The sequence below is a fragment of the Vibrio scophthalmi genome, assembly GCF_040869025.1.
In the GTDB taxonomy this organism is placed as follows: domain Bacteria; phylum Pseudomonadota; class Gammaproteobacteria; order Enterobacterales; family Vibrionaceae; genus Vibrio; species Vibrio scophthalmi.
The window spans coordinates 781,351-807,926 of sequence record NZ_CP134272.1 but is presented as its reverse complement, the minus strand read 5'-3'; the positions used below and the strand labels follow the sequence as shown (position 1 = coordinate 807,926).

26 protein-coding genes are annotated in these 26,576 nt (G+C 45.1%); 12 read left to right on the top strand and 14 right to left on the bottom strand.

Features of this window, described 5'->3' with window-relative positions:
• Positions 1-1,665 (bottom strand): ATPase RavA domain-containing protein, encoded by a 1,665-nt coding sequence (locus RJD38_RS18565; RefSeq protein ID WP_086027398.1) that lies wholly within the window; start codon positions 1,663-1,665, stop codon positions 1-3.
• Between the two features lie 260 nt (positions 1,666-1,925).
• On the opposite strand from RJD38_RS18565, the gene RJD38_RS18560 reads away from it, so the two are divergent.
• From RJD38_RS18560 to RJD38_RS18545, 4 genes are all read left to right on the top strand, one after another.
• Entirely contained in the window at positions 1,926-2,456 is a 531-nt protein-coding gene (locus RJD38_RS18560) for an NUDIX hydrolase (RefSeq protein ID WP_005594508.1), read from the top strand.
• Between the two features lie 34 nt (positions 2,457-2,490).
• On the top strand, positions 2,491-3,495 hold the full coding sequence (ltaE, locus tag RJD38_RS18555; protein ID WP_005594507.1) for a low-specificity L-threonine aldolase: 1,005 nt from the start codon (positions 2,491-2,493) through the stop codon (positions 3,493-3,495).
• Between the two features lie 152 nt (positions 3,496-3,647).
• Positions 3,648-3,968, top strand: a complete 321-nt coding sequence (locus tag RJD38_RS18550; RefSeq protein ID WP_005594505.1) for a c-type cytochrome — start codon at positions 3,648-3,650, stop codon at positions 3,966-3,968.
• A gap of 115 nt (positions 3,969-4,083) precedes the next feature.
• On the top strand, positions 4,084-5,016 hold the full coding sequence (locus RJD38_RS18545) for an LpxL/LpxP family Kdo(2)-lipid IV(A) lauroyl/palmitoleoyl acyltransferase (RefSeq protein ID WP_005594504.1): 933 nt from the start codon (positions 4,084-4,086) through the stop codon (positions 5,014-5,016).
• An 85-nt stretch (positions 5,017-5,101) separates the two neighbouring features.
• On the opposite strand, the gene ppiC is transcribed toward RJD38_RS18545, so the two are convergent.
• Complete coding sequence (gene ppiC, locus RJD38_RS18540) at positions 5,102-5,380, bottom strand: peptidylprolyl isomerase PpiC (protein ID WP_005594502.1); 279 nt, start codon at positions 5,378-5,380, stop codon at positions 5,102-5,104.
• Between the two features lie 191 nt (positions 5,381-5,571).
• Here ppiC and RJD38_RS18535 point away from each other — a divergent pair, with 191 nt between their 5' ends.
• The 3 genes from RJD38_RS18535 to RJD38_RS18525 all read left to right on the top strand — a co-directional run bounded on the left by RJD38_RS18535 (position 5,572) and on the right by RJD38_RS18525 (position 8,116).
• Entirely contained in the window at positions 5,572-6,498 is a 927-nt protein-coding gene (locus RJD38_RS18535; protein WP_005594501.1) for a chemotaxis protein, read from the top strand.
• A gap of 229 nt (positions 6,499-6,727) precedes the next feature.
• Positions 6,728-7,744 carry a GGDEF domain-containing protein gene (locus tag RJD38_RS18530; protein WP_005594500.1) on the top strand — a complete coding sequence of 339 codons (1,017 nt, stop codon included), beginning with the start codon at positions 6,728-6,730 and terminating at the stop codon, positions 7,742-7,744.
• A gap of 93 nt (positions 7,745-7,837) precedes the next feature.
• Positions 7,838-8,116: a DUF333 domain-containing protein gene (locus tag RJD38_RS18525; protein ID WP_005594498.1), complete on the top strand. Its 279-nt coding sequence runs from the start codon at positions 7,838-7,840 to the stop codon at positions 8,114-8,116.
• 16 nt (positions 8,117-8,132) lie between these two features.
• Here the strand turns inward: RJD38_RS18525 and RJD38_RS18520 are convergent, their stop codons facing one another.
• Positions 8,133-9,083, bottom strand: a complete 951-nt coding sequence (locus tag RJD38_RS18520; RefSeq protein ID WP_065546053.1) for a YdcF family protein — start codon at positions 9,081-9,083, stop codon at positions 8,133-8,135.
• A gap of 74 nt (positions 9,084-9,157) precedes the next feature.
• Here RJD38_RS18520 and RJD38_RS18515 point away from each other — a divergent pair, with 74 nt between their 5' ends.
• Positions 9,158-10,549 carry an L-serine ammonia-lyase gene (locus RJD38_RS18515; RefSeq protein WP_065546052.1) on the top strand — a complete coding sequence of 464 codons (1,392 nt, stop codon included), beginning with the start codon at positions 9,158-9,160 and terminating at the stop codon, positions 10,547-10,549.
• Between the two features lie 190 nt (positions 10,550-10,739).
• On the top strand, positions 10,740-12,212 hold the full coding sequence (locus RJD38_RS18510) for a peptide MFS transporter (protein WP_005594495.1): 1,473 nt from the start codon (positions 10,740-10,742) through the stop codon (positions 12,210-12,212).
• A 236-nt stretch (positions 12,213-12,448) separates the two neighbouring features.
• On the opposite strand, the gene RJD38_RS18505 is transcribed toward RJD38_RS18510, so the two are convergent.
• The gene (locus RJD38_RS18505) at positions 12,449-12,805 is read right to left on the bottom strand and encodes a DUF3316 domain-containing protein (protein ID WP_065431538.1); all 357 of its coding nucleotides are present in this window, start codon (positions 12,803-12,805) and stop codon (positions 12,449-12,451) included.
• A gap of 433 nt (positions 12,806-13,238) precedes the next feature.
• Between RJD38_RS18505 and RJD38_RS18500 the strand changes: the two genes are divergently transcribed.
• Positions 13,239-13,469, top strand: a complete 231-nt coding sequence (locus RJD38_RS18500; RefSeq protein WP_065546051.1) for a DUF2986 domain-containing protein — start codon at positions 13,239-13,241, stop codon at positions 13,467-13,469.
• A gap of 43 nt (positions 13,470-13,512) precedes the next feature.
• On the opposite strand, the gene RJD38_RS18495 is transcribed toward RJD38_RS18500, so the two are convergent.
• Positions 13,513-13,995 carry an NYN domain-containing protein gene (locus RJD38_RS18495; RefSeq protein WP_065546050.1) on the bottom strand — a complete coding sequence of 161 codons (483 nt, stop codon included), beginning with the start codon at positions 13,993-13,995 and terminating at the stop codon, positions 13,513-13,515.
• A 198-nt stretch (positions 13,996-14,193) separates the two neighbouring features.
• On the opposite strand from RJD38_RS18495, the gene RJD38_RS18490 reads away from it, so the two are divergent.
• Entirely contained in the window at positions 14,194-14,742 is a 549-nt protein-coding gene (locus RJD38_RS18490) for a GNAT family N-acetyltransferase (protein ID WP_065546049.1), read from the top strand.
• Between the two features lie 62 nt (positions 14,743-14,804).
• On the opposite strand, the gene RJD38_RS18485 is transcribed toward RJD38_RS18490, so the two are convergent.
• The 9 genes from RJD38_RS18485 to phhA form a co-directional block, all read right to left on the bottom strand.
• The gene (locus RJD38_RS18485) at positions 14,805-15,929 is read right to left on the bottom strand and encodes an HD-GYP domain-containing protein (protein ID WP_065546048.1); all 1,125 of its coding nucleotides are present in this window, start codon (positions 15,927-15,929) and stop codon (positions 14,805-14,807) included.
• A 225-nt stretch (positions 15,930-16,154) separates the two neighbouring features.
• Positions 16,155-16,937: a uroporphyrinogen-III C-methyltransferase gene (gene cobA / locus RJD38_RS18480; protein WP_174269636.1), complete on the bottom strand. Its 783-nt coding sequence runs from the start codon at positions 16,935-16,937 to the stop codon at positions 16,155-16,157.
• A gap of 144 nt (positions 16,938-17,081) precedes the next feature.
• Positions 17,082-17,930, bottom strand: a complete 849-nt coding sequence (locus RJD38_RS18475) for a formate/nitrite transporter family protein (protein WP_005594486.1) — start codon at positions 17,928-17,930, stop codon at positions 17,082-17,084.
• 110 nt (positions 17,931-18,040) lie between these two features.
• Positions 18,041-18,364, bottom strand: a complete 324-nt coding sequence (gene nirD / locus RJD38_RS18470) for a nitrite reductase small subunit NirD (protein ID WP_005594484.1) — start codon at positions 18,362-18,364, stop codon at positions 18,041-18,043.
• A gap of 13 nt (positions 18,365-18,377) precedes the next feature.
• On the bottom strand, positions 18,378-20,951 hold the full coding sequence (gene nirB / locus RJD38_RS18465) for a nitrite reductase large subunit NirB (protein ID WP_009385069.1): 2,574 nt from the start codon (positions 20,949-20,951) through the stop codon (positions 18,378-18,380).
• Between the two features lie 321 nt (positions 20,952-21,272).
• On the bottom strand, positions 21,273-21,956 hold the full coding sequence (yjjG, locus tag RJD38_RS18460) for a pyrimidine 5'-nucleotidase (protein WP_005594482.1): 684 nt from the start codon (positions 21,954-21,956) through the stop codon (positions 21,273-21,275).
• A 153-nt stretch (positions 21,957-22,109) separates the two neighbouring features.
• Complete coding sequence (locus RJD38_RS18455; protein ID WP_406853172.1) at positions 22,110-22,778, bottom strand: SH3 domain-containing protein; 669 nt, start codon at positions 22,776-22,778, stop codon at positions 22,110-22,112.
• 231 nt (positions 22,779-23,009) lie between these two features.
• Positions 23,010-23,372 carry a 4a-hydroxytetrahydrobiopterin dehydratase gene (locus RJD38_RS18450; protein ID WP_005594480.1) on the bottom strand — a complete coding sequence of 121 codons (363 nt, stop codon included), beginning with the start codon at positions 23,370-23,372 and terminating at the stop codon, positions 23,010-23,012.
• Complete coding sequence (gene phhA / locus RJD38_RS18445) at positions 23,362-24,156, bottom strand: phenylalanine 4-monooxygenase (RefSeq protein ID WP_065546047.1); 795 nt, start codon at positions 24,154-24,156, stop codon at positions 23,362-23,364. Before phhA ends, RJD38_RS18450 begins: the two co-directional genes overlap by 11 nt.
• 325 nt (positions 24,157-24,481) lie before the next feature.
• Here phhA and RJD38_RS18440 point away from each other — a divergent pair, with 325 nt between their 5' ends.
• Entirely contained in the window at positions 24,482-26,548 is a 2,067-nt protein-coding gene (locus RJD38_RS18440) for an acetoacetate--CoA ligase (RefSeq protein WP_065546046.1), read from the top strand.
• Positions 26,549-26,576: the final 28 nt, after the last annotated feature.

Sequence of the window (26,576 nt, the reverse complement as noted above, 5' to 3'; positions counted from 1 at the left end):
CTATGCAAAGAACTGATCAAGATTTTTAAATCGAAATACCGTGCGTTCACACTCGGCTTTGGTCGATTCAAGCTGTTGCTGCAAGCTTTGTAAGCCCGCTTCCATCGCAATCGGCAATTCTGGATGAATGAAGCCATGAGGAAGCGCACCATGAAAATTCGACTTAACTTTACGCAAATGATGTTCTGCATGTTCTAGTTGCGCAACTGCTTGCTCAGACTTGGCTAGCCACTCTTGATAGGTCGCCGCATCAAGCCCCTTTTTCGTCACCAAACCGACCAGTACCGCGCGGTTAGCGATATCTTTGACGATCAAGTTGTTAGCCGCGTCTAAATCAAAACGTAGCAAGCAAAGGTTAGTATTCTGGTTTACGTAACCGTAAACATTTCCACTCCCCTCTTTGACTACACGCTCTAGCTCATGCTTAGGTACATAGATCCAGCGGCTATCACCTTTTTCGGATTCCGACACTGACATATTGCTTTGTAGTAGCACCAATTTAACCAGATCTTTGGCATGACCAACTTGATAGGCTTTAGCATCACTCACATCGTAGTGATGAATTTGCTTCTTAATCAAACCCGTGGTCGATTCCAGCGATACCAACATTGAGAACTCCGCTTCCAACTCTTCTTGAACATCAGCAAGTTCTTCACGACACACGTTCAGTTGCTGCTCTACCTCTTGCTGGTCAAAAGCATGATTAAGTGCAAAGTCGTTCATGACCTGTTGCACAATTTCAAGTGATTCTGGGCTGTTCCACAAACAGTCTTGTAATAGCAGTAGATCAAGCGGATTAATGGTTTCACGGCCATTAAAGTAAGCGCTGGCTTTTAGTAACTTGACCGCTTTTTTCCATCGGCGATCAGAGACGTACATGTCTGATTGGGCGAACTCAACCCCCACATCCGCCGCCTTTTGCTCAAGCAATGATTTTAACTGATAGAGCTTTTCAAACACATCATCGCCCAGCGTCAGTTGATCAAGCTCTTGCTGCCACTGATGATATTCCAAATCGGTAATCGCCAAACCCGGTGGAATTTGTGCCTCTTGCGCAGTCCCTACTGTTAGCATTGATTTGAAGTTTTGTTTGTTTTGGATTCGATTGACAAAGATGCGCACCAACATGCGATCATAAAGCGCTTCTAATCCACTGTCTTGGTCAGGTAATTCGTTAGAAGCAGAGACCAACAAACGCATCGGAACACGCTCTACATCACTGCCGTTTTTGAAGGTTTTTTCATTCACCACCGTTAATAAGGTATTCAAGATTGCCGGCCCTGCTTTCCAAATTTCATCAAGAAACACGACTTGTGCAGTTGGCAGATACCCCTGTGTTAAACGATGGTAACGACCGTGATCTTTTAGCTCTTGAATACTGAGTGGGCCAAATACCTCTTCGGGTGTTGAAAAACGCGTCATCAAGTATTCAAAATAGGACGAGTTATCAAAAGCTTGAATTAAGCGCTTGGCAATCAAACTCTTAGCGATACCCGGAGGGCCTAATAAAAACACGCTTTCACCGGCAAGTGCCGCCAATAAACACATCTTAATTGTATCTTCACGCTCATAAACGCCATCCGATAGCGCTTTGGCTAGCTTATTGATACGTTCAGAAAGTAGTGCTTTATTGGAGTGATTCACTCGTGAAGTGTTTATCAACATTTTGCTCCTTGACCCTGCGGTATTAGCTTCCTTAAATGTAAACACTTGTTATCAAAATGTTACACATACATTTAAAGAATAGAGCAAATATTTATAACAGAACCACTTTTGCGGGAACGGAATGCAATCATTGTTTGCATAATTGAGATGAGCATCACTTTTTCATTCGATTGATTCTCAACCTATTAGAATTTAGACGCTTTTATTCCACAGAATAAATCGCTAAGGTAGCATCAGTCTCTTAAGAATCGACCAATACCATGACGCAAGCAAGTTACCAAAATGTGATCCATACATGGAAACGTATTTCACTGGTTGAAGAACAGGTTGAATTACCCAATGGTCAACAAATCGTTCATACCACTATCGCTCATCCTGGCGCAGCGGTAATCCTGCCGATTGCCGACAACGGCGACATCGTGATGATTAACCAATATCGACCGTCGCTTAAAAAGTGGTTACTTGAACTACCGGCAGGCACACTCGAAAACGACGAGCCCATTGAACAATGTGCTTGTCGCGAATTAGAAGAAGAAACCGGCTATAGCGCTGCTACCATTCAGCCGTTGGGCCAAGTGACACCACTTGCCGGCTTTTGTGATGAAATCCAGTATCTTTTTGTCGCCAAACAACTCAGCAAAACTGCTCGTTATCAGTGCGATGACGATGAGGTGATTGAAGTTATCCATTTACCGCTTGTTCAAGTAGAGCAAATGATCATTAATGGTGAAATCACCGATGCTAAAAGCATAGCCTGCCTATCCAAAGCTAAGCTGTGTGGTTATATCTAAACACTTTTTAGCCGCAATCAATAAAGGAACATTCATGGATTTTCGTTCAGATACCGTAACTAAACCGACGCAAGCAATGCGTCAAGCGATGGCCAATGCTCTCGTCGGTGACGACGTTTATGGTGATGACCCAACCGTCAATGAATTAGAGCACTGGGCAGCTGAGCGCCACGGCTTTGAAGCAGCCCTGTTTACCACCTCTGGTACACAAGCGAATTTACTCGGTTTAATGGCGCACTGTGGCCGTGGTGATGAATACTTATGTGGTCAGCAAGCGCATAACTACCGCTATGAAGCTGGTGGGGCTGCCGTGCTCGGTTCTATTCAGCCACAGCCAATCGAAAACAATCCTGATGGTACGCTCGACTTTGCCAAGCTCGAGGCGGCAATCAAGCCCGATGACAGCCATTTTGCACGTACTCGTCTATTAAGCCTTGAAAACACCATTAATGGCAAAGTGCTTCCTTTAGCTTACCTTGCGCAAGCAAGAGAATTTGTCGATAAACATCAGCTAGCCCTGCATCTTGACGGTGCACGTGTTTATAACGCTGCGGTTGCGTTAGATGTAGATGTCAAAGAGATCGCGCAATACTTTGATTCCATGACAATCTGTCTTTCAAAAGGATTAGCCGCGCCAATTGGCTCACTACTGCTAGGTAGCCATGAGTTTATTGCCAAAGCACGTCGTTTGAGAAAAATGGTGGGTGGTGGTATGCGCCAAGCAGGCATTTTAGCCGCCGCAGGGAAACTGGCATTAACCGAGCAAGTACCACAATTAAAGCAAGATCACGCCAATGCGAAGCGCTTAGCTGAAGGGTTAAGCGAGATCGACGGCTTCTCCGTCAACCCTGAGTTCATTCACACTAATATCGTTTTTGCCAAACTCGATGATAGCGTTGACGTAAAAGCACTGGCAGAAAAGCTCGCTCAAGAAGGTATTACTATCTCACCAAGCAATCCGTTGCGCTTTGTCACCCATAAAGACATTTCTGCACAAGATATTGAAACACTATTATTGAAAGTCTCGGCTTCGATCTAATTTCATAACTAGAGCCCATCGCGACTCTAATGTAATATCGGCGCTGTCAATCTGACGCATTATTTTACTAATGCGTCAGTGTGCCTCCCTCAAGTATGTCCTGAGACTAGGAAGCGCTTCTATATTTCAAGTAACTACAGCGATATCATCACATGATTAACAAATTCGTTTGGCTTTCTCTTTTGCCTTTAGTGTTTTCTCCTTTCACGTTTGCCGAGTCTTTCGGTGATGCCAAACTCGGAAAAGTAAAATCGCCAAGCTGTGTGTTCTGCCATGGGCAAACAGGTAAGGCTATCAACCCAAGTTACCCTAATCTCAATGGGCAAAATGCCGCGTATCTTTTTCAATCGATGTTGGATTATCAGCAAGGTAAACGCACCGGTGGCATGGCGCAAATGATGGGAGCGCAACTGCGTAACTTGAACGAGCAAGATCTAAAAGACATCGCCGCATTTTACGCCGAACAACCTTAATTTTATCACAGAGATATCAAGGCTAACGGATCGCTTCCACAAGCGGCATTTTTCGTTTGTGTAATCACCGCCTTCGATATAGACTGCGCCACCTTTAAAATATGACGAACAGTTAATGCAAAACACGACACGATCGTTCCAGCTAAAATTTCTCCACCCTCGCTACTGGGGTACGCTTCTATTGGTCGCGTTTATGTTCCTGCTTAGTACGTTGCCGTTTAAGCTACAACTGAGTCTAGGTAAAGGGATAGGACGTTTTGCGCTAAAGCGCATGAAAAAACGCACCCATACCATTCGCCGCAATCTTGATTTATGTTTCCCAAACATGAGTGAAGAAGAAAAAGCGCGCTTGATCGAACAGAACGTCGAAAACACCGGTATTGCGCTATTTGAAACCGCAATGGCATGGTTTTGGCCCGATAAACGTGTCAATAAACACGTGACTATTGTCGGCCTAGATAAGCTGGTTGAACTTGAAAAGCAAGGTAAAGGGGCTTTGATGCTGGCCGTTCATTCAATGAACTTAGAACTTGGCGCACGTGCTTTTGGCATTCATATGTCTGGCATGGGGGTTTATCGCCCGAACAACAACCCATGCTTTGATCATTTTCAATATCATGGCCGTTCTCGTTCAAACCGAACTTTGATTGACCGTAAAGACGTTAAAGGAATGATTCACGCGCTGAAAACTGCAGAACGAGTTTGGTATGCACCGGATCATGATTATGGTCGCCGTCGTTCAACCTTCGCACCGCTGTTTGCCGTTGAGAATGCCTGCACCACGACAGGTACCAGCCTACTCGTGAATGCTTCTGATTGTGCCATCGTACCGTTCACCATGGTTCGCGATGAGAATGACCACTATATTCTAACCATTCATACACCGTTAGAAGGCTTCCCGAGTGAAGATGAAACCGAAGCTGCGGCATTTATCAATAAAGCAGTTGAAAACTCAATTCTTGCCGCTCCAAGCCAATACATGTGGCTACATCGCCGCTTTAAAACTCGCCCAGAAGGCGAAGCATGTCTTTATACCGCCAATGCATAAGCAATAAGTAGAACAAGACAGATTTTGGATACTAAAAAGCCCCTCGAAAGGGGCTTTTTAATATGTCTCGTACTCGCAGTAAACACTAGGTACGGTAAAGCACCTTCACTACGTGCCAACCGAATTTGGTCTTGACTAAATGTGGTACCAAAGTTTCGCCACTGAAACAAACTTTATCAAACTGCGGGACCATTTGGCCTTTACGAAACTCACCAAGGTCGCCACCATTTTTACCTGATGGGCAGCTTGAGTATTTTTTTGCAAGCGCTTGAAATTTTGCGCCTTTCTTTAGCTGCTTGATGATATCTTCAGCTTGTTCTTTGTGCTTAACCAAAATGTGTAGAGCCGCTGCTGTATTAGCCATGCTTGTGTCTCTTTCGTTTATCAATCTCAATATTTTATGATTGTACCAAAAATTATGAGATCTTCATCATACCTTTGTACCATTGTCACATTCGCAGCATCTTATTCTGTCAATCTCTGATCTTGTTCATTGCACCCAGTGCCTTTTGGGTTACCATGACCCATATTGATTATAATGTTTGAGAATCACCAATGGCCAAAAAAAGCAAAGCAAATCAGTCACAAGGCATGCTTATGTTTACCCTAACAGCAAGTAAGCAGATATTTGCTATTGGTACATTGAAGGTACGTGAAATTGTACCTTATGCTCAGATGACACAAATCCCCTACTCACATCATCATGTTATTGGAACGGTGACTATCCGTGATCTCAATGTACCGGTGATTGATATGCCTGCTGCGATTGGTTTTCGACCAATTCAGCCTGAAGAATACGCTTCTTGTTATCTGATCGTTACCGATTGCTTGCGCACGGTCGTGGCTTTCATGGTACGCAGCATTGAGAAAATCATCGACTGTGACTGGCGTAACATCGAACCCTCACCACGCAGTGCGGGTAATAATGTGTTTGTTACCGGCATCACGCGCTTCGAGGATAAAATCGTCCAAATGTTGGATGTTGAACTGCTGCTGTCGAAAATATACCCGCCATCTGAATCTGCTCGCATTCCTATTTTGACCGATGTTGAGCGTGAGAGACTAAAAGCACTCAATATTCTGTTGGTCGATGATTCAAGTATCGCTCGTAAGCAGCTTTCTGATGCACTCGACAGTATTAACATCCCCTATCAGATCTGTATCAACGGCGTGGAAGCGCTCAATGCGATGCGAGAATCGGTGAGTAAAGGTCAAGCCATTGACCTATTGGTGAGTGATATTGAAATGCCGGGCTTAGATGGTTATGAATTGGCGTTTGAAACGCAAAGTGATCCCGAACTTCGCCACGCCTATATCATCTTGCACACCTCACTCTCGAGCGAGATCTGTGTGAATCGAGCACAGCAGGTTGGTGCGCATGAAGCACTAGAGAAGTTTAACGCTGGCGACCTGATTAAAGCGATGCTGCGCGGTGCTGCTCAGCTCAATCAACCCAGCCATCAACACTCTGTTACTGACTAATCAGTAGACATCGCAAAACAAATTGAGCGCAACCTATCACAGTTTTTCGCTAACAGACGATAAGCAACTATACCTATGCGTTACAATTGTTTACCTTCTGTTTATATATAAATATAAACTTTCGAACCATATTTGCTAATTGGTAACTAAACCGTGAGTAAAATGATCCACATTCACTCACATTTTAGTAGTATAAGTGCAAGAGTTTTAAGAAGAATTACCCAAAGAGATGACTGAAGACGAATTCAAAAAGTCGACTGCCAATTTAAAAAAGGCCGTCCCACTCATGATGAAGAATCACGTTGCCGCAACGCCGTCCAATTACGCACTATGGTATACGTACGTCGACAATGCCATTCCAAAGCTCAACCATGAGCTAGAAACGGTCATTGAGAGCTTTGGTATATGCCCTCCCGCAGCCGGTGAACAGCTCTACCACCGTCACGTTGCGACACGTAATGAAACTAAATTGAGTGACTTACGAGCCAATATCGAAATATTGGTCAACGAAGTCGCTAATTCGATGAACGATACCCTCAGTGACACCTCTCAATTTTCGGAAATGATCGATAAGAGCTTTCGCAATTTGGAACGTGTTGAAGATGAGAGTATGTCAATCGATGAGGTGATGGCCGTCATTCGCCAGTTAGTTTCTGAATCTCGAGATATTCGTCACTCCACCAGCTTTCTCTCAAACCAACTGTCGACAGCAGGCCATGAAATTAGTCGCCTAAAGTCGCAATTAGCGGAAGTTCAACGAGACGCTCTATTCGACAGTCTGTCCGGCCTCTACAACCGTCGTTCGTTCGACAACGACATTCACACCTTATGCCGCAGTGAACAGAACTTTTGTTTGATTTTGGTCGATATCGATCACTTTAAGAATTATAACGATAACTACGGTCACTTGTTTGGTGATTCGGTCATTCGCGGGCTTGCGCGACGCTTACAAAGCAGTTGCCGTGATGGCATTACCGCTTATCGCTTTGGTGGCGAAGAGTTTGCGTTAGTCGTCCCTAACCGTAACCTGCGCGTCGCACGTCAGTTTGGCGAAAGCTTGCGCCGTGCCGTGGAAAAGCTCTCTATCAAAGATCGTCGCAGTGGCAAGCAAGTCGGTAATATTACCGCTTCGTTTGGTGTCACTGAGCGTCAAGAAGGTGAGTTTGCTGAAGACCTTATCGAACGTACTGACAAATTGCTTTATGAAGCCAAGCAGCTTGGCCGCAACCGAGTCATGCCGTTGTAAGCATCGCTCTGATTTCTCGACTATCCTATATCTCTACTACCCTTTAACAAAATGCACCGCGCATTTATTTAAAAGAAAAAGTGGAGATACGTCATGATCAGAACACCTACACTGTTTACCATCATAGGGTTGTCTACGGCCCTTGGTCTCGCTGGTTGCGCATCAGAAGATAATCCCTACAAACCCACTGAGTATCAAGCTGCCAGTAATCCAGCTTCGGTCTATTGCGTAGAAAGTGGCGGGGAACTAGAAATGTTGACTCTCGAAGGCCAGCGCACCACTTTTTGTGTATTAAACAATGGTGAGAGAGTCGAACAGTGGGAATATTATAAACAAAATCATCGTCAGCCCGACTCAAACGCTAACCAATAACCGAACAATATCAAACTCAACCGCGCGATGTGGATTGATTCGGAGTCGATGCGTCGCTCTCTGGATCAAATCGACGGTTGAGTTGAGTGAGTAAAGAGTGAAACTCTGCGTACAATGGCTGGAGTAGATTGGCCTTATTACTAGCGTTTAACTGTCCGACAGAGTAACTCTGTGTTTGCTCGATCAGTGCAGCCATTCTCGTCAAAACGCCTTGATGAGCTTGAGTGCATTCCAGAGTAAGCAGTTGCGCGATGGCGCGCTTAGCCACTTGATATGGCTGAATACTAACCAGCTCGATCGGAGCGGTAAAAGCTTGCTTGAGCACTCCTTCCATATAAACGCGGTAAGTGGTCAATTCATCAACCAGCAAAAAAGCCTGTGCCTGCTCACTCTGATGAGGATAAGGAACAGCGCAATGTTGAGTTATATCCAATGAGATGGTTACATGCAAACCAGCTTGCTCACAGCGCTGTGTGAGCGTGGTCAATAACCCCTGCTCTGGCATCATTTTTTGAATCTCAATAATGCGTTGAAGGTGATATTCATTCGACACTAAACAAATTTCAACACAGTCACTGGGTTGGCCGGCGTTGTCGCATTTCCTTTCACACAATCCGCTCGCTATAAGCTTACTCGCTGCGTTTTCCATGTTCTCAATGGTGTTTTCAGATTGCCCCTCAAGTATTAAGTGGCCAAGCGAAGTATACGAGTCAGCCAACGGGGCGAATAGATGCTGAAAGTGATCCGCCATCGCGCGTGCTTCAGATCTCTTTTGCCCACGCAATTGGCCACCACAAAAAATCAACGCTGTTTGCTCGACTGGCATTGGCGTCAAATAAGCGGCTAATGCTGCGACACGCGAATGTCCTTCGGCGGTTAACTGGTTATCGCACAATCTTTTCCCTAGCACTAACACCACCCGTTTTACATTACCTAATGGTGCGGGGCTGATTCCTTTCTCACTCACAGCTCAAGATCCTTGTTTTGTTACTATAGTTGGTAGTGTGCCTGTCGTTTTGCCTATTACAAAGGATGGTGGTTATGTTGTCTATCTTTGATATTTTTAAAATCGGCGTCGGCCCTTCCAGCTCTCATACCAATGGCCCCATGTTAGCCGGTTATGACTTTATTCAACGGCTGAAAACCGGCTTACATTCTCAAGCTAATGGGCAAATTGAACGTATTCAGATTGATCTGTTTGGCTCATTATCACTGACGGGTAAAGGCCATCATACCGACCGAGCCGTGTTGCTTGGCCTGATGGGCAATAGACCCGATACACTCAAAGTGACCAGTGCCAAGAGAGCGCTAAAACAGTGCATCGAACAAAATCAGCTTACCCTACCGTTGGCTAATCAGGCGGTGATCGCTTTTTATTATCGTAGCGATATGATTTTTCATACTAGCAATCTGCCATTGCACGAAAATGGTATGAGCATCACTGCCTTCGATGCGGCAGGTGCATCGCTGCTCAATCAAACCTATTACTCGATTGGTGGTGGCTTTATTGCCACAGAACAAGAATTGCTTCATGGTGTTCAAGAATCTGACATCACGGTGCCTTTCCCATTCCATAACGCTGATGAAATGCTACTCAAAGCCGATAAACTTGGGCTAAGCCTATCGGGGATGGTGTTGCAGAATGAAGTATGTTTTCAAGCAATGGACGACATCGACCAAAAAGCGGATCAGATTTGGAAGGTGATGTCATTGTGCATGCAGCGTGGCTTTGATACCGAAGGCACCCTAGAAGGCGGCTTAAACGTAACGCGTCGTGCACCCAACCTACATAAAAAGTTACTCGCTAACCAAGAATTTGAAACCGATCCAATGGCGGTGATGGATTGGATAAACCTCTTTGCCTTTGCCATTAGTGAAGAGAATGCAGCCGGCGGACAGGTTGTCACCTCTCCTACCAATGGCGCAGCGGGCGTGATCCCCGCGGTCTTGATGTACTACCATCAATTTATCCGCCCTCTTGATACCAAACAGCTAAAAGATTTTCTCGCCGTTGCAGGTGCTATAGGTATTTTATATAAAACCAATGCTTCTATCTCTGGAGCAGAAGTCGGTTGCCAAGGTGAAATTGGCGTCTCTTCCTCAATGGCAGCAGCGGGCATCACTTCTCTCCGTGGCGGGAGTAACGAACAAATTTGTATTGCTGCAGAGATTGCGATGGAGCATTCGCTTGGGATGACCTGCGATCCGATAGGCGGCTTAGTGCAAGTCCCTTGTATAGAGCGCAACGCAATGGGGGCGATGAAAGCGATTAATGCCTCGCGCATGGCACTAAAACGCACCAGCAAATGCGTTATCTCTCTTGATAAAGTGATTGAGACCATGTATCAAACGGGCAAAGATATGAACAAAAAGTATCGCGAAACTTCACTAGGTGGATTGGCACTGATTCACCTCGCCCCTCCATGTGAGTAGCATGATCCACCGCTAAATGAATCAGATGCTTATGCAACAACCTGCTACTTTTTTAATCAAAATCAACTTAACGCAAACGTTTTCTTGCAAATTCAGAACAAAACACTACCTTTGAGTGGGGTTTTTCCGTGCATCAATGACGATTTCTGGCATAATCTCCGGCCTTAATTTCTACACACAAGAGAAAACTATGTGGAATAGGCTCAATAAGTCGATGATGTTCTGCCAAATGATGTTTGGCTTGTCTTTCTACGGTGTCATGGTGATTTTGACGCGCTTTTTCCTAGAAGATCTAGGTTATAGCGAAGCAGATACCATGATGGTTGTAGGCGCTTTCTCTTCAATCGGTCCACTGTTCGCAATCGCGGGCGGTTTCATTGCTGACAAATTCCTCGGCTCATATCGCTCTCTTACGATCTCTTACGCAACGTTTTCTGTCGGTTACTTACTGCTTATTTTCGGCGCATCGACCACAAACGTGCCAATGAGCTTAGTTGGTATCGCGCTGGCGAGTTACGCTCGTGGCTTAATGTCACCTTCGTACCCGAGCTTGTATAAACGTACTTTTGCCTCGCAAGAAGACTTTGAGAATGGTTACCCGGTTAACTATTCTGTTAACAACGTCGGCGCTCTGCTTGGCCAGTACCTATTCCCAATGTTTGTCTTAGTGATAGGTTTCCACGGCAGCTTCACGCTATCAGCCGTGATGGCAACGTTTGCACTTGTCACGCTTGTTGTGTTCCAAAAACCATTAGTCAGTGTTGGTGCAGAGATTGATCAAAAACCTGTTAGCCTACCAAACTGGATCGCGTTCTTTGTATTGTCTGCGGCGATGGTTGGCCTTGTTTTCTTCATGTTCTCAAACATGGATATCGGTCAGAACATTGTTTATGCCATCGGCGGAGCGGCAATCTTATACTTCATCTCTTTAATGTTTAAATCAGGTAAGTCTGACGCATTAAAGATGGGCACGATCTTGATCATGACGGTACTTACCACGTGTTTCTTTGTTTACTACGGTCAGATGATGACATCAATGACCATGGTAACCATCAACACTATGCGTGGTGACCTATTTGGCTTTATTCCTATTGCACCTGAAGCGTCAATGGCGATGAACCCACTATGGTGTATTTTGGCAGGCCCTGTGATCTCTTACAGCTTTTCAAAGCTTGAAAAGCGTGGCATCACCTTCTCAACCGCGACGAAAATTGGTTTTTCGTTCATTTTGACTGCGATTGCATTTGGCATCCTAACGCTCGCTGTCATGCATGTTGGTGAAGATGCGATTATTCGCCCTGAAACTTTCTTGCTGATCCACTTCTTCCAAGCATTTGCTGAAGTAATTGTGGGTAGCTTGGTTGTAGCATTCATCTTGTCTGTTGCACCGAAGCACATCGAGAACTTCTCTGTATCGCTCTTCTCTGTTGCGATGGCATTAAGCGGTATTATCGGCGCGGTGTTCTCAACCTCAATTGCGCTAGAGAAAGGCCAAAAAATTACTCAAGAAATCGTACAAAATGTTTACGGTGACTACTTCCAAATGCTTACCGTTCTAGCGGTTGTGATGGTCGCTATCGCGTTCTTCTCTTCTTTCGTTATTCGTAAGATGCTAGAAAGCGCTCGTCGCGAAGAGTCTGAGTTAGTTGAAGCTGACGCATAAGTACGCGCAATAAATTAATCGAGCAACTTAGCTCGATCCCGCTCATAAAAAGCCCCAAACGAAAGTTTGGGGCTTTTTTTTATCAACGGAATAAATGGTTATCGACATCGGCGTAAACATCGACATAAACATAGTTTATTCGCAGAATTAGTCGCGTGGAATTAGCGAACTCGTCACTCTCTGACTGGCTATTCTCCGTTTCGTGCTAGCGAAAACGTCGAGATGAGCGAGACTAATTAGTCACGGTCGCGAGCACGATATTCGTAACTTACGCTAATCACTGGCTGATAAGCAATCGCCCCTTGGCTAGTTACGATTTCCTGTAAAGCCACTTGAGAGTTCAGTAGTTCAAATGAATTAATATCCACTTGATCATTGGTGTCCCAACGAACATTACGACTTAATTCAATTGGTGACATGCTGTTAACGTCAACAATCATATTGCGGCCGACTTGTAGAGCTGCATCTTTCGATGCGTAAGCATCTCCGACCATGGTGCTATTTGAAAGTACGGTGGCATATGGTCCGCTTAACCCTGCCATCGCCGCTGAACTGAATAGTAGTACGCTCGCTAAACTTATTGTTTTAATCATAATAGACTCCTTTACTTACCAAAATTCGAGCCCCTGCTCTGCTGCTCGACACACTAAATGTACGTAATAGATGACCTATAAGAATTAAAATAAATTGCACGAGTTGGTCAGTTTTTTTGAAATGATCGCTGAATGCTTAAATCGTAATATTGCGGCGCAATATCGGCTCAATTCCTGCTTTTTAGACAAACTAAATGATTTCACTCACGTTAATTTGATTCGCGAAGCAAAGTTTCCATATTTTGTGCTGCCTGCATTATAATTGATAGTTATATCGATAAGATAAAATGATATGAGCGTTTTTTGCCGATCATGGCCGTGGAACACAAATCCCGATGCAAAAGTGTGAACTTCTTGCTATGATGCGCGCCCCGTGACAAACCGAATTTAATGAGAAAACCGAGCTGATTGCTGGGTAGCAAAGGTCATCTTAATGAACCGCAAGAAAAAAATTAACCAAATTTATAAAAACAGAATGAAAAAGCAAAACGCGAAGCTGCATACTAGCAACAAGCCACGCTACATTTCTAAAGCTGATCGTGCCAAGATGGAAGCCGAAGAAGCGGCAAGTGAAGTGTTAGCAGTGGTTGTCGAAGCTGCTGACGATGTTGAAGTTATCGAGACAAGCGCAGACGTTGAGGCTAGCCCAACAGCTGCTGCTTAATTGCGCAATGCAGATTATCGAGTTGAGTGACACTCAGTGTCACTCAGCGTCGTTCTAACAATAATTCGCTGCTAATTGGTGTATAGACATCACTCGCATCAATCAGGCATTGTGCTGTTAAGGCACGCACTGAGCAGACTTCTACTTTGACAGCAAAACGCTGTTGAACGCGCTTGATGAGCACTTCAAAGTCACCATCCCCGGATAGTAATATCACACGATCAACATTGGCAGCCGCCTCGTAAACATCCAGCGCAATACCGACATCCCAGTCTCCTTTCGCACTACCATCACTGCGTTGAATAAAAGGTTTCAACTGCACGTAAAAACCGATACCACGTAAAATATGATGAAATTGACGCTGCTTCGCGTCTTGTGATGCAATCGCATAAGCATTCGCGAGTACGACCTGACGATTTTGAGTGGCCTGCGCCCAAAACTTGTTGTAATCAAAATTACTTTGATAGTACTGCTTGGTGGTGTAATAAATATTTTGTACATCTACAAAAATCGCCACTTTTTCCATCGTATTTGCCTCTTCGCCTTCTATCGCGCCATAGTAACAGTTAAGTGACGGGTGAGTAAGCATACCTTGCGAACTGAATCGGCGTGATAAACATACTGGAATGACATTGCCTAAATTTCGTGCAACAGGGTTAACTTTTTATACGGAACGATATATTATATAAACAAATTCGTAACCTACGAGCTTTGGAAACCACCGATGATTTTTCGCAGTGCAACCGCCAATGATGTGGCATCACTTATTCAATTACAACATGACTGCTATATGGACAACCTGAATCAGCAACAATTACATGATGGTTTTCTTGATGCGGTATTAACGAAATCACAGCTTATCAGTGCCATTAAACATCAAAGAGCCATCTATGTTGCTGAACTCGACCGACAGGTGGTTGCAATGGCAGTTTGTGCTCCTTGGCCATATTGGCACTTCTCCCCAACGATGAGAACCGTGGCACGCAATATTGGCCAAATCGAAATGCAGGGCTGTGCGCTAACGCGAAGCAACAGTTTATTGTGGGGGCCGGTATGTGTACAACACGGATACCGAGGCCAAGGCATTTTTGCGAGTCTATTTGAATACGCTCGAACACAATCCTCAGCTCAATATCGATATATCTATACCGTGATCCATCAAGCGAATCGTCGTTCACGCAGTGCTCATATCAATAAAGTGCTCTTTGTTAACAAGGGAGCACTATCGATTGATCAGCAACCATTTACTCAATTAGTACGCACGGCACGATAAACCCTCAATAGATAACGGCCGCGGAATTTGAAATGTGGTTCGCAAGTCATTAAAGAACGTTGTTAGAGCATATCCCCCCAGCGAAGTGGCTCTGGGAATTTACGGATCACTTGTTTGAGGTATTCTTGTCGATGACGCAATGCATTGACGCATTCACCATCTAGTTTACCTCTCTGCACCTGCTTTTCTAGCTCTAACAATGCCGAAGGTACCGACAACGCTTGCCGATCATGCTTATCTGTTGTCATGCTATCAAAACAGCTCGCCACTGCCACCATGCGAGCAGAAAGTGGAATTTCATCGCCATGAAAGCCATAAGGATAGCCACTGCCATCCAATCGCTCCGATTGAAACCGCATAATTTGATTAAGCAACTGAATACTTGGATGATTTGGCTCACCGACAGAGGCGACAATCTCTTCCATTATTTTGACGCCCTGATCGATATAATTTTGCGCCATAAGCGTGACTGACGAACTCAACGGCTCGCTGTTGCATGGCGTCGATTCTGCCACTTGAGTCTTACCAATGTCGTGGAACTGAGCGAACAGTGAAATCGCATCCACTTGTTCATCATCCAACTGGTGACGCTCTGCTAGCTCCTCGGCGACAATATGTGTGTATAAACGCATCCGTCGCCCATGATAATACTCATCTCGCCCGTACAGCTGCGCACCAGTTTTTACTCGTTCCGCCAATTTGACTATCGCCTCAACCACTTGGCATTGTGATTCAACTGTAAACTGAACCATTTCTAAATAAGGCTCTAGATAGGCCAATGACTTTTTATCAAACGCGCCAGTTTCATAAGCATTGAGAAAGATAAAACCGCTCAATTTACGTTGATGATAACAGGGAATGGCAGCAGAAGAGCGGTAACCTTTTTTAGTCAATAGGTTGACTCGTTCGCAGTGGGTGATCTGGCGAAGATCATCGATAATACGAGGAATAGCGGTGTGGGCAGTCTCTTTTAAATGATTGAGCTTGCGCAGACGTTGTTCATGATGCAGTTCGCTCCAGAGATCAAACTCACTGTCTGCATAGGTGACTAGGGTATCGCTCTCTTGGCAATATTTTGCATAAGAAATCCGAGCAATGGCAGGAACACGAGTATGCATTCGCAGCATAAGTTGCTCGAGCTGTTCATTAAGAGGCTTTGTGGTTTGAAAATAGCGATTGTTCATCATATCCCTTAATACATGTTCTCACCCATGCATAGGGATAAGCGCAGCGCTATCGCTGCGTCTATTCGTGCGTTAAGCAATAAAGAAACATCCGCTTAATGACTGTTATGCATCAGAGAGCTTTACCAACTGTCTATAAAACATACAAAACAATCTCTAGTTTCAGCCAGTCTATTTGCTCTATCTCGTGATCCCAGTCAAAGCTGTTGTTGAACTTTGCTTAGTTTATCACTCAAACCAATTCAATTTTTCATGTAACGAGGTGACACTGCCTACGACAATCAAGGCTGGGCTTTGTGCTTGCTGTGCTATTTGCGCCAACTGGTTCAGTGGACAGCGAAAGACGCGCTGCTCACGACGGGTACCATTTTCAATGATGGCACAAGGCATTTGCTCATCTAACCCATGGGTGATGAGCTTGTCGGCAATATAACCGCTCTGTTTTAGGCCCATGTAGAATACCAAGGTCGAATTTGATTGCGCAACACTGCTCCAATCAATCTCCTGGCCATCTTTTTGTACATGGCCAGTAATGAACTGTACTGCTTGAGCGTGATCGCGATGAGTCAGTGGAATACCAGCGTATGCCGTTGCACCAGCCGCCGCTGTAATGCCCGGAACCACCTCAAAGCGAATGTTTTGCTCAACTAAGGTTTCGAGTTCTTCCCCGCCACGGCCAAAGATGAACGAGTCCCCACCTTTAAGGCGTACTACGCGTTTACCTTCTAATGCTTTATCGACCAATATTTGGTTGATTTGCGCTTGAGGTACGCAGTGATAATCCAACTTTTTCCCCACATAAATCATCTCGGCCTTATCACTAGCAAGCGCCAAAATGTCCGCAGAGACAAGACGGTCATACACCACAACATCTGCTTGCTGGATTACTCGAAAGCCTTTTACTGTCAATAAATCCGGATCACCCGGACCTGCGCCAACGAGAGAAACAAAACCTCGACTTGGAGTATGTGGATTAAACGAGGTGCGACGAGCCGCTGCTGGAGGAGTCATTTGCATAGCAATGCCTATCAATTCAAATTTAGGTATAACAAGGGACACTCAGTGTAAAGCCGCTACGGCTAAATGCGCCCTTTTTATAGCCAAACAATACTTTCAAAAAGTGATAGGGTTTTCACCCTACCACTTCTATCAATACTATTTTGTATTCAATGCTGGTTGAGCTTCGATTTCAACATCGGCATCCAATGCAGGTGCGGTTTTCTTATGCGTTAGGTAAAGCGGGATACACGTCATAACCAAACCACCGACAATGTTACCTAGAATGGTTGGGATCAAGTTGTAGTTCAACCATGTTGCAATACCAAAATCAGCGCCTAGCATCATGCCTAGTGGGAAGAGGAACATGTTAACCACCGCGTGCTCAAATACCAATGCGAAGAAGATGAAGATTGGTAGCCACATTGCCGCAATTTTGCCGGCAACACTACGCGCAGTCATATTACCAATCACGCCTAAACATACCATTAGGTTACATAGAATGCCGCGAACAAAACAGGTAATCCAACCATCAGCCCCTAAGTTTTCAAAACCAACCGTACGTGCTGTGGCGATCGCAATGAATTTTTGGCCAACGGCATTTGGTTCAACGCTGAAGTTCATCGTCAGTGATAGAGCAATCAAACCTGCCACCAGCAGTGAGCCGATCAAGTTACCTAGCCCCACTAGACCCCAACAGCGGAAAACGCGATTCCAAGTCACACCCGGACGATTTTCAAACTTTGCCAATGGCGCAAGACCAAATACACCTGTAACCAGGTCATAACCCATTAGGCTTAGAATACAAAAGCCTACCGGGAAGACGAGCGCACCAACAATACCAATGCCGGTTTGTGTAATGGTGGTAATCGCCACAACCACCGCTAAAGACAAAATAATACCCGCCATCATGCCACGTAGAATAAGATCGCGCGTAGAGGTGCGAACTTTTGCTTCACCAGTATCAATCATTGTCTGGATAAATTCTGCAGGTTTTAAATAAGACATCATGTCTCTCCAAAAAGTTAAATTAAAAGTTGAAATCAAATAGTGAAAGGCTCCCTATCCCACGATAGGCACATTGGTTAGGAAACCTTTAAGCTATTGAATCTCTTTGATTAAGCTGCGATTTCTACCACACCGTTTTTAACGCGTGCGGAGTAAGATTTAACGCTAAAGCCCGCATCTTCCATACACACACCGCTGGCAAGATTGAAGCGTTGCTTTTTCAATGGACTTGCTACCCAAAGTTCGCCTTTGTGCTCACAAATCAAGCCACGCGACAATACGTTTGATTGGTAAAATGGGTCGGTATTGCTGATGGCGAAGACCTGTGGCTCCTGCGATGGACGAAACACCGCGACTTGTTCACCATTCACCAATGCACACACCCCAGTTCCCGGTACGATATCGTTGATTTGGCATACTTTTTCAAATGACATAATCGACTAATCCTTATGCTTCAGTAATGGTTTCAGTTAGCGTGACGTGCAGAATGTCGCCTTTCGCTTCTGGGTGTTTTTCGGTAAATGTCGCAGGGCGATGCTGTTCACGCTCTTGAACAAAAACAACATTGTCATCGCGCTTATCAGAGTTAATAAAGTGCGCAAAACGAGTCAATTGCGCTTCATCTTTAATCGTCGCCGTCCACTCACACTCAAACTCACCCACCAATTTAGCAACGTCGGCTTCTAGCTGGGTGTTGATGCCCAATTTGTCGTTGACGATCACATCACGTAGGTAATCCACACCACCTTCCATGTTTTCCATCCATACCGAAGTGCGCTGTAGTGGCGCAGCGGTGCGAATGTAGAACATCATGAAACGGTCGATGTATTGGATCAGTGTTTCTTGGTCAAGATCGCTAGCCAACAAGTCTGCATGACGTGGCTTCATACCACCGTTACCGCATACATACATGTTCCAACCTGCGTCAGTCGCGATGATGCCGAGATCTTTGCCTTGTGCTTCCGCACACTCACGAGTACAACCCGAAACACCAAACTTCATCTTGTGGGGAGTTCGAATACCCTTGTAGCGATTTTCGATGTATGAGCCAAGGCCAACAGAGTCTTGCACCCCGTAGCGACACCATGTTGAACCAACACACGTTTTCGCCATGCGTAGTGCTTTAGCGTACGCTTGACCCGTTTCAAAGCCGGCCTCAATCAATTTGCGCCAAATCTCTGGAAGGTCATCTTTTTGCGCACCAAATAGGCCAATACGTTGTGCACCTGTTACTTTGGTGTAGAGCTTGTACTCTTCAGCCACTTTAGCCAAAGCCCCCAGTGCTTGAGGAGTCACTTCACCGCCGGCCATACGTGGGATTACGGAGTACGTGCCATCTTTTTGGATGTTGCCAAGGAAGTTGTCATTGGTGTCGTGCAGTTTCACCAATTGCGGTTTAAGAATGTGCTCACCCCAGCATGACGCTAGAATTGAACCAGCCAGTGGTTTACAAACTTCACAACCGTAACCTTTGCCATATTTTTCTAGCAGTTCATCGAAGGTTTTGATCTCTTCAATTCGGATAAGGTGGAATAGCTCTTGGCGAGAATAGGCAAAGTGCTCACACACATCGTTTTTCACTTCGATGCCTGATTTTGCCAATTCTGCATTGAGCACAGAAGTAACCAGTGGAATACAACCGCCACAGCCAGTACCTGCACCAGTTACGGCCTTGATGTCGCCGATAGTGTGGTGACCGGCGGCAACCGCTTGGGCAATCTTGCCTTTAGTCACATCAAAACACGAACAGATCACCGCAGATTCAGGCAATGAATCAGCACCAAGTGTTGGTTTTTCCGCGCCAGCATGCGCTGGTAGGATCAAAGCATCAGGGTGCTCAGGCAAATCAATTTCGTTGAGCATCAACTGCAGTAAGTCGCCATAATCAGCAGTATCACCAACCATGACGGCACCAAGCAGCTTTTTGTTGTCCGCAGAGACAATCAGACGCTTGTAGACTTCTTGTTCTTCATTCTGGTAAACGTAGCTCTTACAGCCCGGCGTGCGGCCATTGGCATCACCGATTGAACCTACTTTCACACCCAACAGCTTCAGCTTGGCAGACATGTCTGCACCTTCAAATTTGCTGCTGTTGCCAAGTAGATGGTCAACGGCCACCGTCGCCATTTTGTAGCCAGGAGCGACTAGACCGTAGAAGGTGCCATTCCAAGAAGCACATTCACCAATAGCGTAGATATTTTCATCAGACGTTTGACAGAAATCGTTAATCGCAACACCGCCGCGTGGCGCAATCTCTAATGCCATTTGACGAGCAAGCTTGTCTTGTGGACGAATACCTGCAGAGAACACGATAAAGTCGGTTTCCAACTCTGTTCCATCAGCAAAACGCATCACGTTACGTGAGCCGATACCTTCCGGTGCGATCTCTAGCGTATTTTTACTGGTATGAACGTTAACGCCCATGCGTTCGATCTTTTGACGTAACTGATCACCACCAGCTTGATCAAGCTGCTCAGCCATTAGTTTTGGCGCAAACTCAACCACATGCGTTTCCATCCCCAACGCTTTCACAGCACCTGCCGCTTCAAGACCAAGCAAGCCACCGCCAATCACGACACCGCTTTTGCTGTTTTTCGCAGTCGCTTCAATTTGCTTAAGATCTTCGATAGTGCGGTAAACAAAGCAATCTTTACTTTCGTTGCCTTTGATCGGTGGAACAAATGGATATGAGCCAGTTGCTAAGATCAATTTATCGTATTGAATCTCACGCCCTGTTGAAGAGTAAACGATGCGGTTTTGGCGGTTGATGTTAATCGCGCGCTCACCCAGTAAAATTTGGATGCCGTGCTTTTCATAAAACCCTTCTTTAACCAGCGAGAGTTCTTGTGCGGTATGGTGAGAAAAGTAAGAAGAAAGGTGAACGCGGTCGTAAGCGACACGAGGTTCTTCACAGAAAACGGTGATCTCCATTTGTGAGACATCCGTTTTCTCAACCAAATCTTCGATATAGCGATGACCAACCATGCCATTACCGACGATCACTAGCTTGAGCTTGCTCATAATCAATTCCAGTCATTATTTTGTCTAACTGAATTGTTAATTATGAAGAAAAATTAATACATGATGTAAATCAATTACAGCTTTAAACTACCCCAAAGGGGTAGGCAGGCAAATTAAGGGGTGGTAATAGAGCTTGAAGACAAAAATTGCGTCATTAAATTTCACATTTTGTTACTAAAGGTCAATTTTAGCGACAATATAACCCTGCTCCGATACGATAAGATTTGTATGGACAAAAAAATAGACGCTCTTGGCGTCCATTTTTATCGTCTGTTAACTCTGCTGTTCAATCAGGCTTGAAAGCGCCTAATACATCGCGTGTTACTGCGCCCCTGGTAGCAAAATCGCTTGCAACTGGCTCAAACAAGACACGGTGTAGCTCGGTACAATCATAGGGTCATGTGCTTCTTCACTACGGTTAAGCCAACAGGTATCAATACCATAGTTAACACCACCCAAAACATCAGAATGCAAATTATCGCCCACCATCAGCACCTTGCTCTTACAAGGCTGGCCGATTTTTTCCATCGTATAATCAAAAATTCCCGCATCCGGTTTAGCAACGCCCACTTGCTCGGAAATCACCACTTGTTCAAACGTGTCACTTAAGCCCATCTTAGCCAAACGGACTTGTTGTAACTCAGTAAAACCATTGGTAATAATGCCTAGCTTCGCTTTTCCTGCTAACGCTTCAAGTAACTCACGCGCTTGTGGCAGCATGCTACAAATATCCGCCATCGCATCAAGGAAGGCACTATTAAGTGCTGATGTGGTGGTATTAAACTGCTCTGCATAACCTTTAAAGCGAATGTGCTTAATGTCGTCTGCGGTGATCGTACCGTTTTGGTAATCCACCCAGAGCGGTTTATTGATTTGTTGGTATTGAGCGAAATCATCTTGCGTATATTCAACACCCATGCGTTCAAACATCAACTGCATGCCTTTAAACGCATCAAAATGAAAGAGAGTTTCGTCGGCGTCAAACAGAATCCAATCGTACTTCATGATTCTAACTACCTTAATCGTGGCAAAATGTGAGAAAGCCATACTGGCTGGAAATGCACAGGCATTATACCCATTTAGCGGATAAAAACAAAAAAGGGATTTACATTGTAAACCCCTATACATTCAATAATTTAAACAAAGTAACCATCACTATCAGCGATAGAATATCTTCCCTGTTTGAACATTTAAGTAAATTTTGTTGGCCTGCTTTAACCCGCCACAATAGACAAAATAGACATCATTTTGATATTTGACGGAACGCACCCAACCTTTTAGCTCTTCAAAATCAGGCGGTAGGCAGATCCCTTCCTTAATCAAATCATCGGTGGTTTGGATAAAAACGTCAAAGTGCTGTTTAAAATCATCAGAACCTTCAACATAGCTACTGATGGTTTTCACCCGCTCTTCTTGAGTAATGGTCGGTGGCACTTCAAGTAACGCATCCATAGGGATCCATTCCGCGACCTCTGGTTCCCCTTCATTGTAAACATAGTAAGGTGAAATACGCGCCCAACCTTGCTTCTTTTCCAAAACGTGAACTTTATCGCCACGATATAATTCAGATTCAATAAATCCATCTGCCGTCGGAGTTTCACGCACACCAAGCTTTTCAGGACTGACATAGTAATCCGTCTGTTCAATGATGGGTTCAGGGACAGGAAGCGACGGCTGTTGATTGGTTACTTCAGGAAGAGGTTGTGATGCCAGTTTAGCAAGGCGGTCAGCCTCCTCTTCAGCAGGTTTATAGTAGAACACATAGTATCCTCCACCCGCGAGAGCAATGCCGACGAGCAAAAGGACAACCATTAATATTTTTTTCATGCACGGATGCCCGCTAACAATCAGAGTTAACTTCTATATCGGCATCAAACAGAAATCTTTAGGGGTGCTACTCTCGTTTATCGTAAAGTGACCAATATGTTTGCTTAGCATAAACCACTGACACGCATACCACGGCGAATAGCACCACTAATACCATTGCGACTAACACCATTGCAACTAACACCATATCAACTCTGCTCGTTGAACGTTAGAAACGAACCCTGTGCCTAACTAGGGTGTAATTTCATCGCACTTGGCAGCACAAATAAAATCGTTTTTATGCAGACCCTTAATGGAATGACTCCACCACGTTACCGTGACCTTTCCCCATTCAAGTAATATCGCCGGGTGGTGAAACTCTTCTTCAGCCAATTCCGCGACTCTATTCGCGAATGACCATGCCGAGAGAAAATTATTAAATTTAAAACTCTTCTCCAATTGAGGGATCCCCTCGCGCTCAACAATGTGCCATTCATTCAATAGCGCCAACAAGGCTTGCTGCTGGTCATAATTAAGCGCAATCGCATCATCACTGCATGCCTCACAACGTAATTCGTTGAGGGTTTCGTCATTCAAATTGAACTCATTGAACATGATCAAATTCCTTTGCTGAAAAGAGGGGTGGATAAAGGCCATCAAGCGCTGCGCGTTCAACCTCTGCCATTAAATCTAGCTTACTCAGTTGATAGAGCTGGTCAATATCGCGTAATACAAAGTAAATCGGTTGCATAATATCGATACGATAAGGTGTTCTCAATACGCGATTAATATTAAACGCTTCACGTTGTACCCCCATAGCGGACAACGCGGCCTGCGTCTCACCTGGTGATGACAAAATGCCGCCGCCGTATACCTTTAATTGATCCCCTTCGTTAACTAAGCCAAATTCAACCGTAAACCAATAAAGACGAGCGAGATAAGCGCGCAACTCCGGTTTGGCAGCATGGCCTAACTGGCCATAAACATGAGTAAAATGCGCAAAATTTGGATTGGTCAACATAGCACAATGGCCAAAGACTTCGTGGAAAAAATCCGGCTCTTGTAGGTAGTCAAACTCAGCACGTGAACGTAAGAAGGTGGCGACAGGAAAACGGCGATGAGCTAACAATTGAAAGAAACGGTCAAAACTGATTAACGCAGCAACAGGCTCAACTTGCCATCCTGTTGTAGGCAATAACACTTGGTTAATTTCAGCTAATTGGGGCACACGATCTCGCGGTAAATTGAGTCGAGTTAATCCAGAGAGGTACTCTTGGCAGGCGTGCGTTTGCACCAACGACAGCTGCCTTTCCATTAGATCATGCCAAATCGCATCTTCTTCACGACTCCAAGCGACTAAACCATCTTCATCAACGGCCTTAGAATGATACTGAGACATAGCTTTTCCTCCCTGCATAAACGTTTAATAAACGCTTATTTACGCCAAAGCTCACCGGTAAACCTTGCTGATAAAAATTACTGATAAAACAAGCCGGCGATTCCCCATGCTACCCCTTATTTCCACCATTGAAGCCTTAACTAAAGTTTATTAATCAGCGGCAATTCCGACAATGTGAACATCAATATCTGCCTCCTTTGTATGTAACATAATTTTTACACCCTCATTTTTTTATCATTAATTCAGTAAGATGCTGATTTGCTTTTTCTGCCAGCCGTTTCAATACTCAGGCAAAGCAACCGGATTCTGCGAGTGACGATCACTGATGAAAGCGACGAGTGAATACAATAACGACATCTGTTGGCAGCCTAGCAAGCAACGTATTGAAAACGCGCAGCTGACCAGTTTTATAAACCACATAACCACCCACTGTGATTCTGCCTCCAATGTAACCAATTACGCCACTTTACATGCTTGGTCAATTCAGCATAGTGACGAGTTTTGGCGCTTAATATGGCAGTTTTGCGGCGTAGAAGGTGATATTGGCGAGCGCACTCAACATCTTGCTGATGCGAAATGGCACCGCGTGATTGAAAACCGCGATACGCAGTGGTTTGGTGATGCCCAACTCAACTACGCGCAAAATCTATTAGCCGGCGAACGATACGCTAGAGATCAGCAAACCCAATTGGCATCAGACCATCACTTACCAGTGGCAATGATCTTTGAACGAGAAGATGGCTTTGAAGAGCAGTTAACTTGGAACGATCTCAAACAACAAGTCTCTATTGTTCAGCAGTGGCTGCAAACACAAGGCGTCACTAAGGGCGATGTGGTTGCAGGCTATCTGCCCTACAACTGCCAATCGGTGATAGCAATGCTGGCAACAACCAGCATCGGTGCGATTTGGACTTCTACCTCGCCGGACTTTGGCATAGAAAGCGTCATTGAGCGCTTTGGTCAGGTTGATCCCAAGGTGTTCTTTTGTGCACAACAAAGCCACTTTTCAGGTAACACGATATCGCTCATCGACAAAAACCAAGCCATCATTCGCGCCCTACCGACAGTCAACTCTGCTTGCATTATAGGTGACGATATAGAATCAAATTTATCGGACTCGCACTTAGTTCATCATCCTCAAGAAAAAAGCTCGCTCCCCATCTGTTATTGGCATGAGTTAGCCACACAATTTTCCGCAAAAATGGTGGCGTTTACGTGGGTGGCCTTTAATGACCCACTGTTTATCCTCTACTCTTCAGGGACGACAGGTAAGCCGAAATGCATCGTGCACAACGTCGGTGGCACACTGCTAAACCATCTAAAAGAACACCAGTTGCACTGCGATATTCAGCCAGCTGAGCGAGTATTTTACTACACCACTTGTGGTTGGATGATGTGGAACTGGCATGTTTCCGCTCTTGCCAGCGGCGCAACATTGGTGATTTATGATGGTAGTCCAACTTACCCCGACGCTAAGCGTCTTTGGCAGTTAGCACAACGCGCGCAAGTTTCCTTGTTTGGGACTTCTGCAAAATATCTTGAACATATTGCCAAGGCCGAGGTTTCACCAGGCGAAGAATTCAATCTAACCGAGTTAAAAACGCTCTGCTCTACTGGTTCAGTGCTCTATCCTGAGCAGTTTGATTACGTCTATCGCGAGATTAAAGCCGATATTCATTTAGCCTCAATCTCAGGTGGAACCGACATTTGCGGCTGCTTTGTGCTTGGCAATCCTATTTCACCCGTCTATCGGGGTGAATGCCAAGGCGCTGCGCTTGGTATGGATGTCGCTGCTTTCGACACCGAGGGAAAACGCATCATTGGCCAGCGCGGAGAGCTTGTCTGTTGTAATAGCTTCCCTAATCAACCGATTGGGTTTTGGCGTGATAATGGTGGGCACTACCATCGAGCCTATTGGCAACGTTACAACAATACTTGGCATCATGGTGATGATGTTCTTGCGACCCGACATGGTGGCATGATGTTTTTTGGCCGCAGTGATGCCACGTTAAATCCTGGTGGGGTGCGCATTGGTACTGGCGAGATCTATCGCCAAGTTAATCAGCTCAAAGAGGTTTTGGATTCACTGGCCGTGGGCTACTGTGCAAATGGCAGCGAAGTGATCGTCCTGTTTGTACAGCTCGCCGCAGAAGCACAGCTTAACTTGGCATTAAAAGAGAAAATAGCACTGGCCTTGCGCACTCGATGCTCTCCACGACATGTTCCCAAGTACATCATCGCGTTAAGTGAGATGCCCAAAACAAAATCGGGTAAGTTAGTTGAGCTTGCGGTGAAACAGGTTTTGAAAGGTCAAGAAATAGAAAATCTGGGCGCAATCGCAAACCCAGATATTCTTAAAGAGATTGAGCAAGTATGGGCATCAACACGGTAAGCAGCGCTGACTGTCCGTAATGAAATCG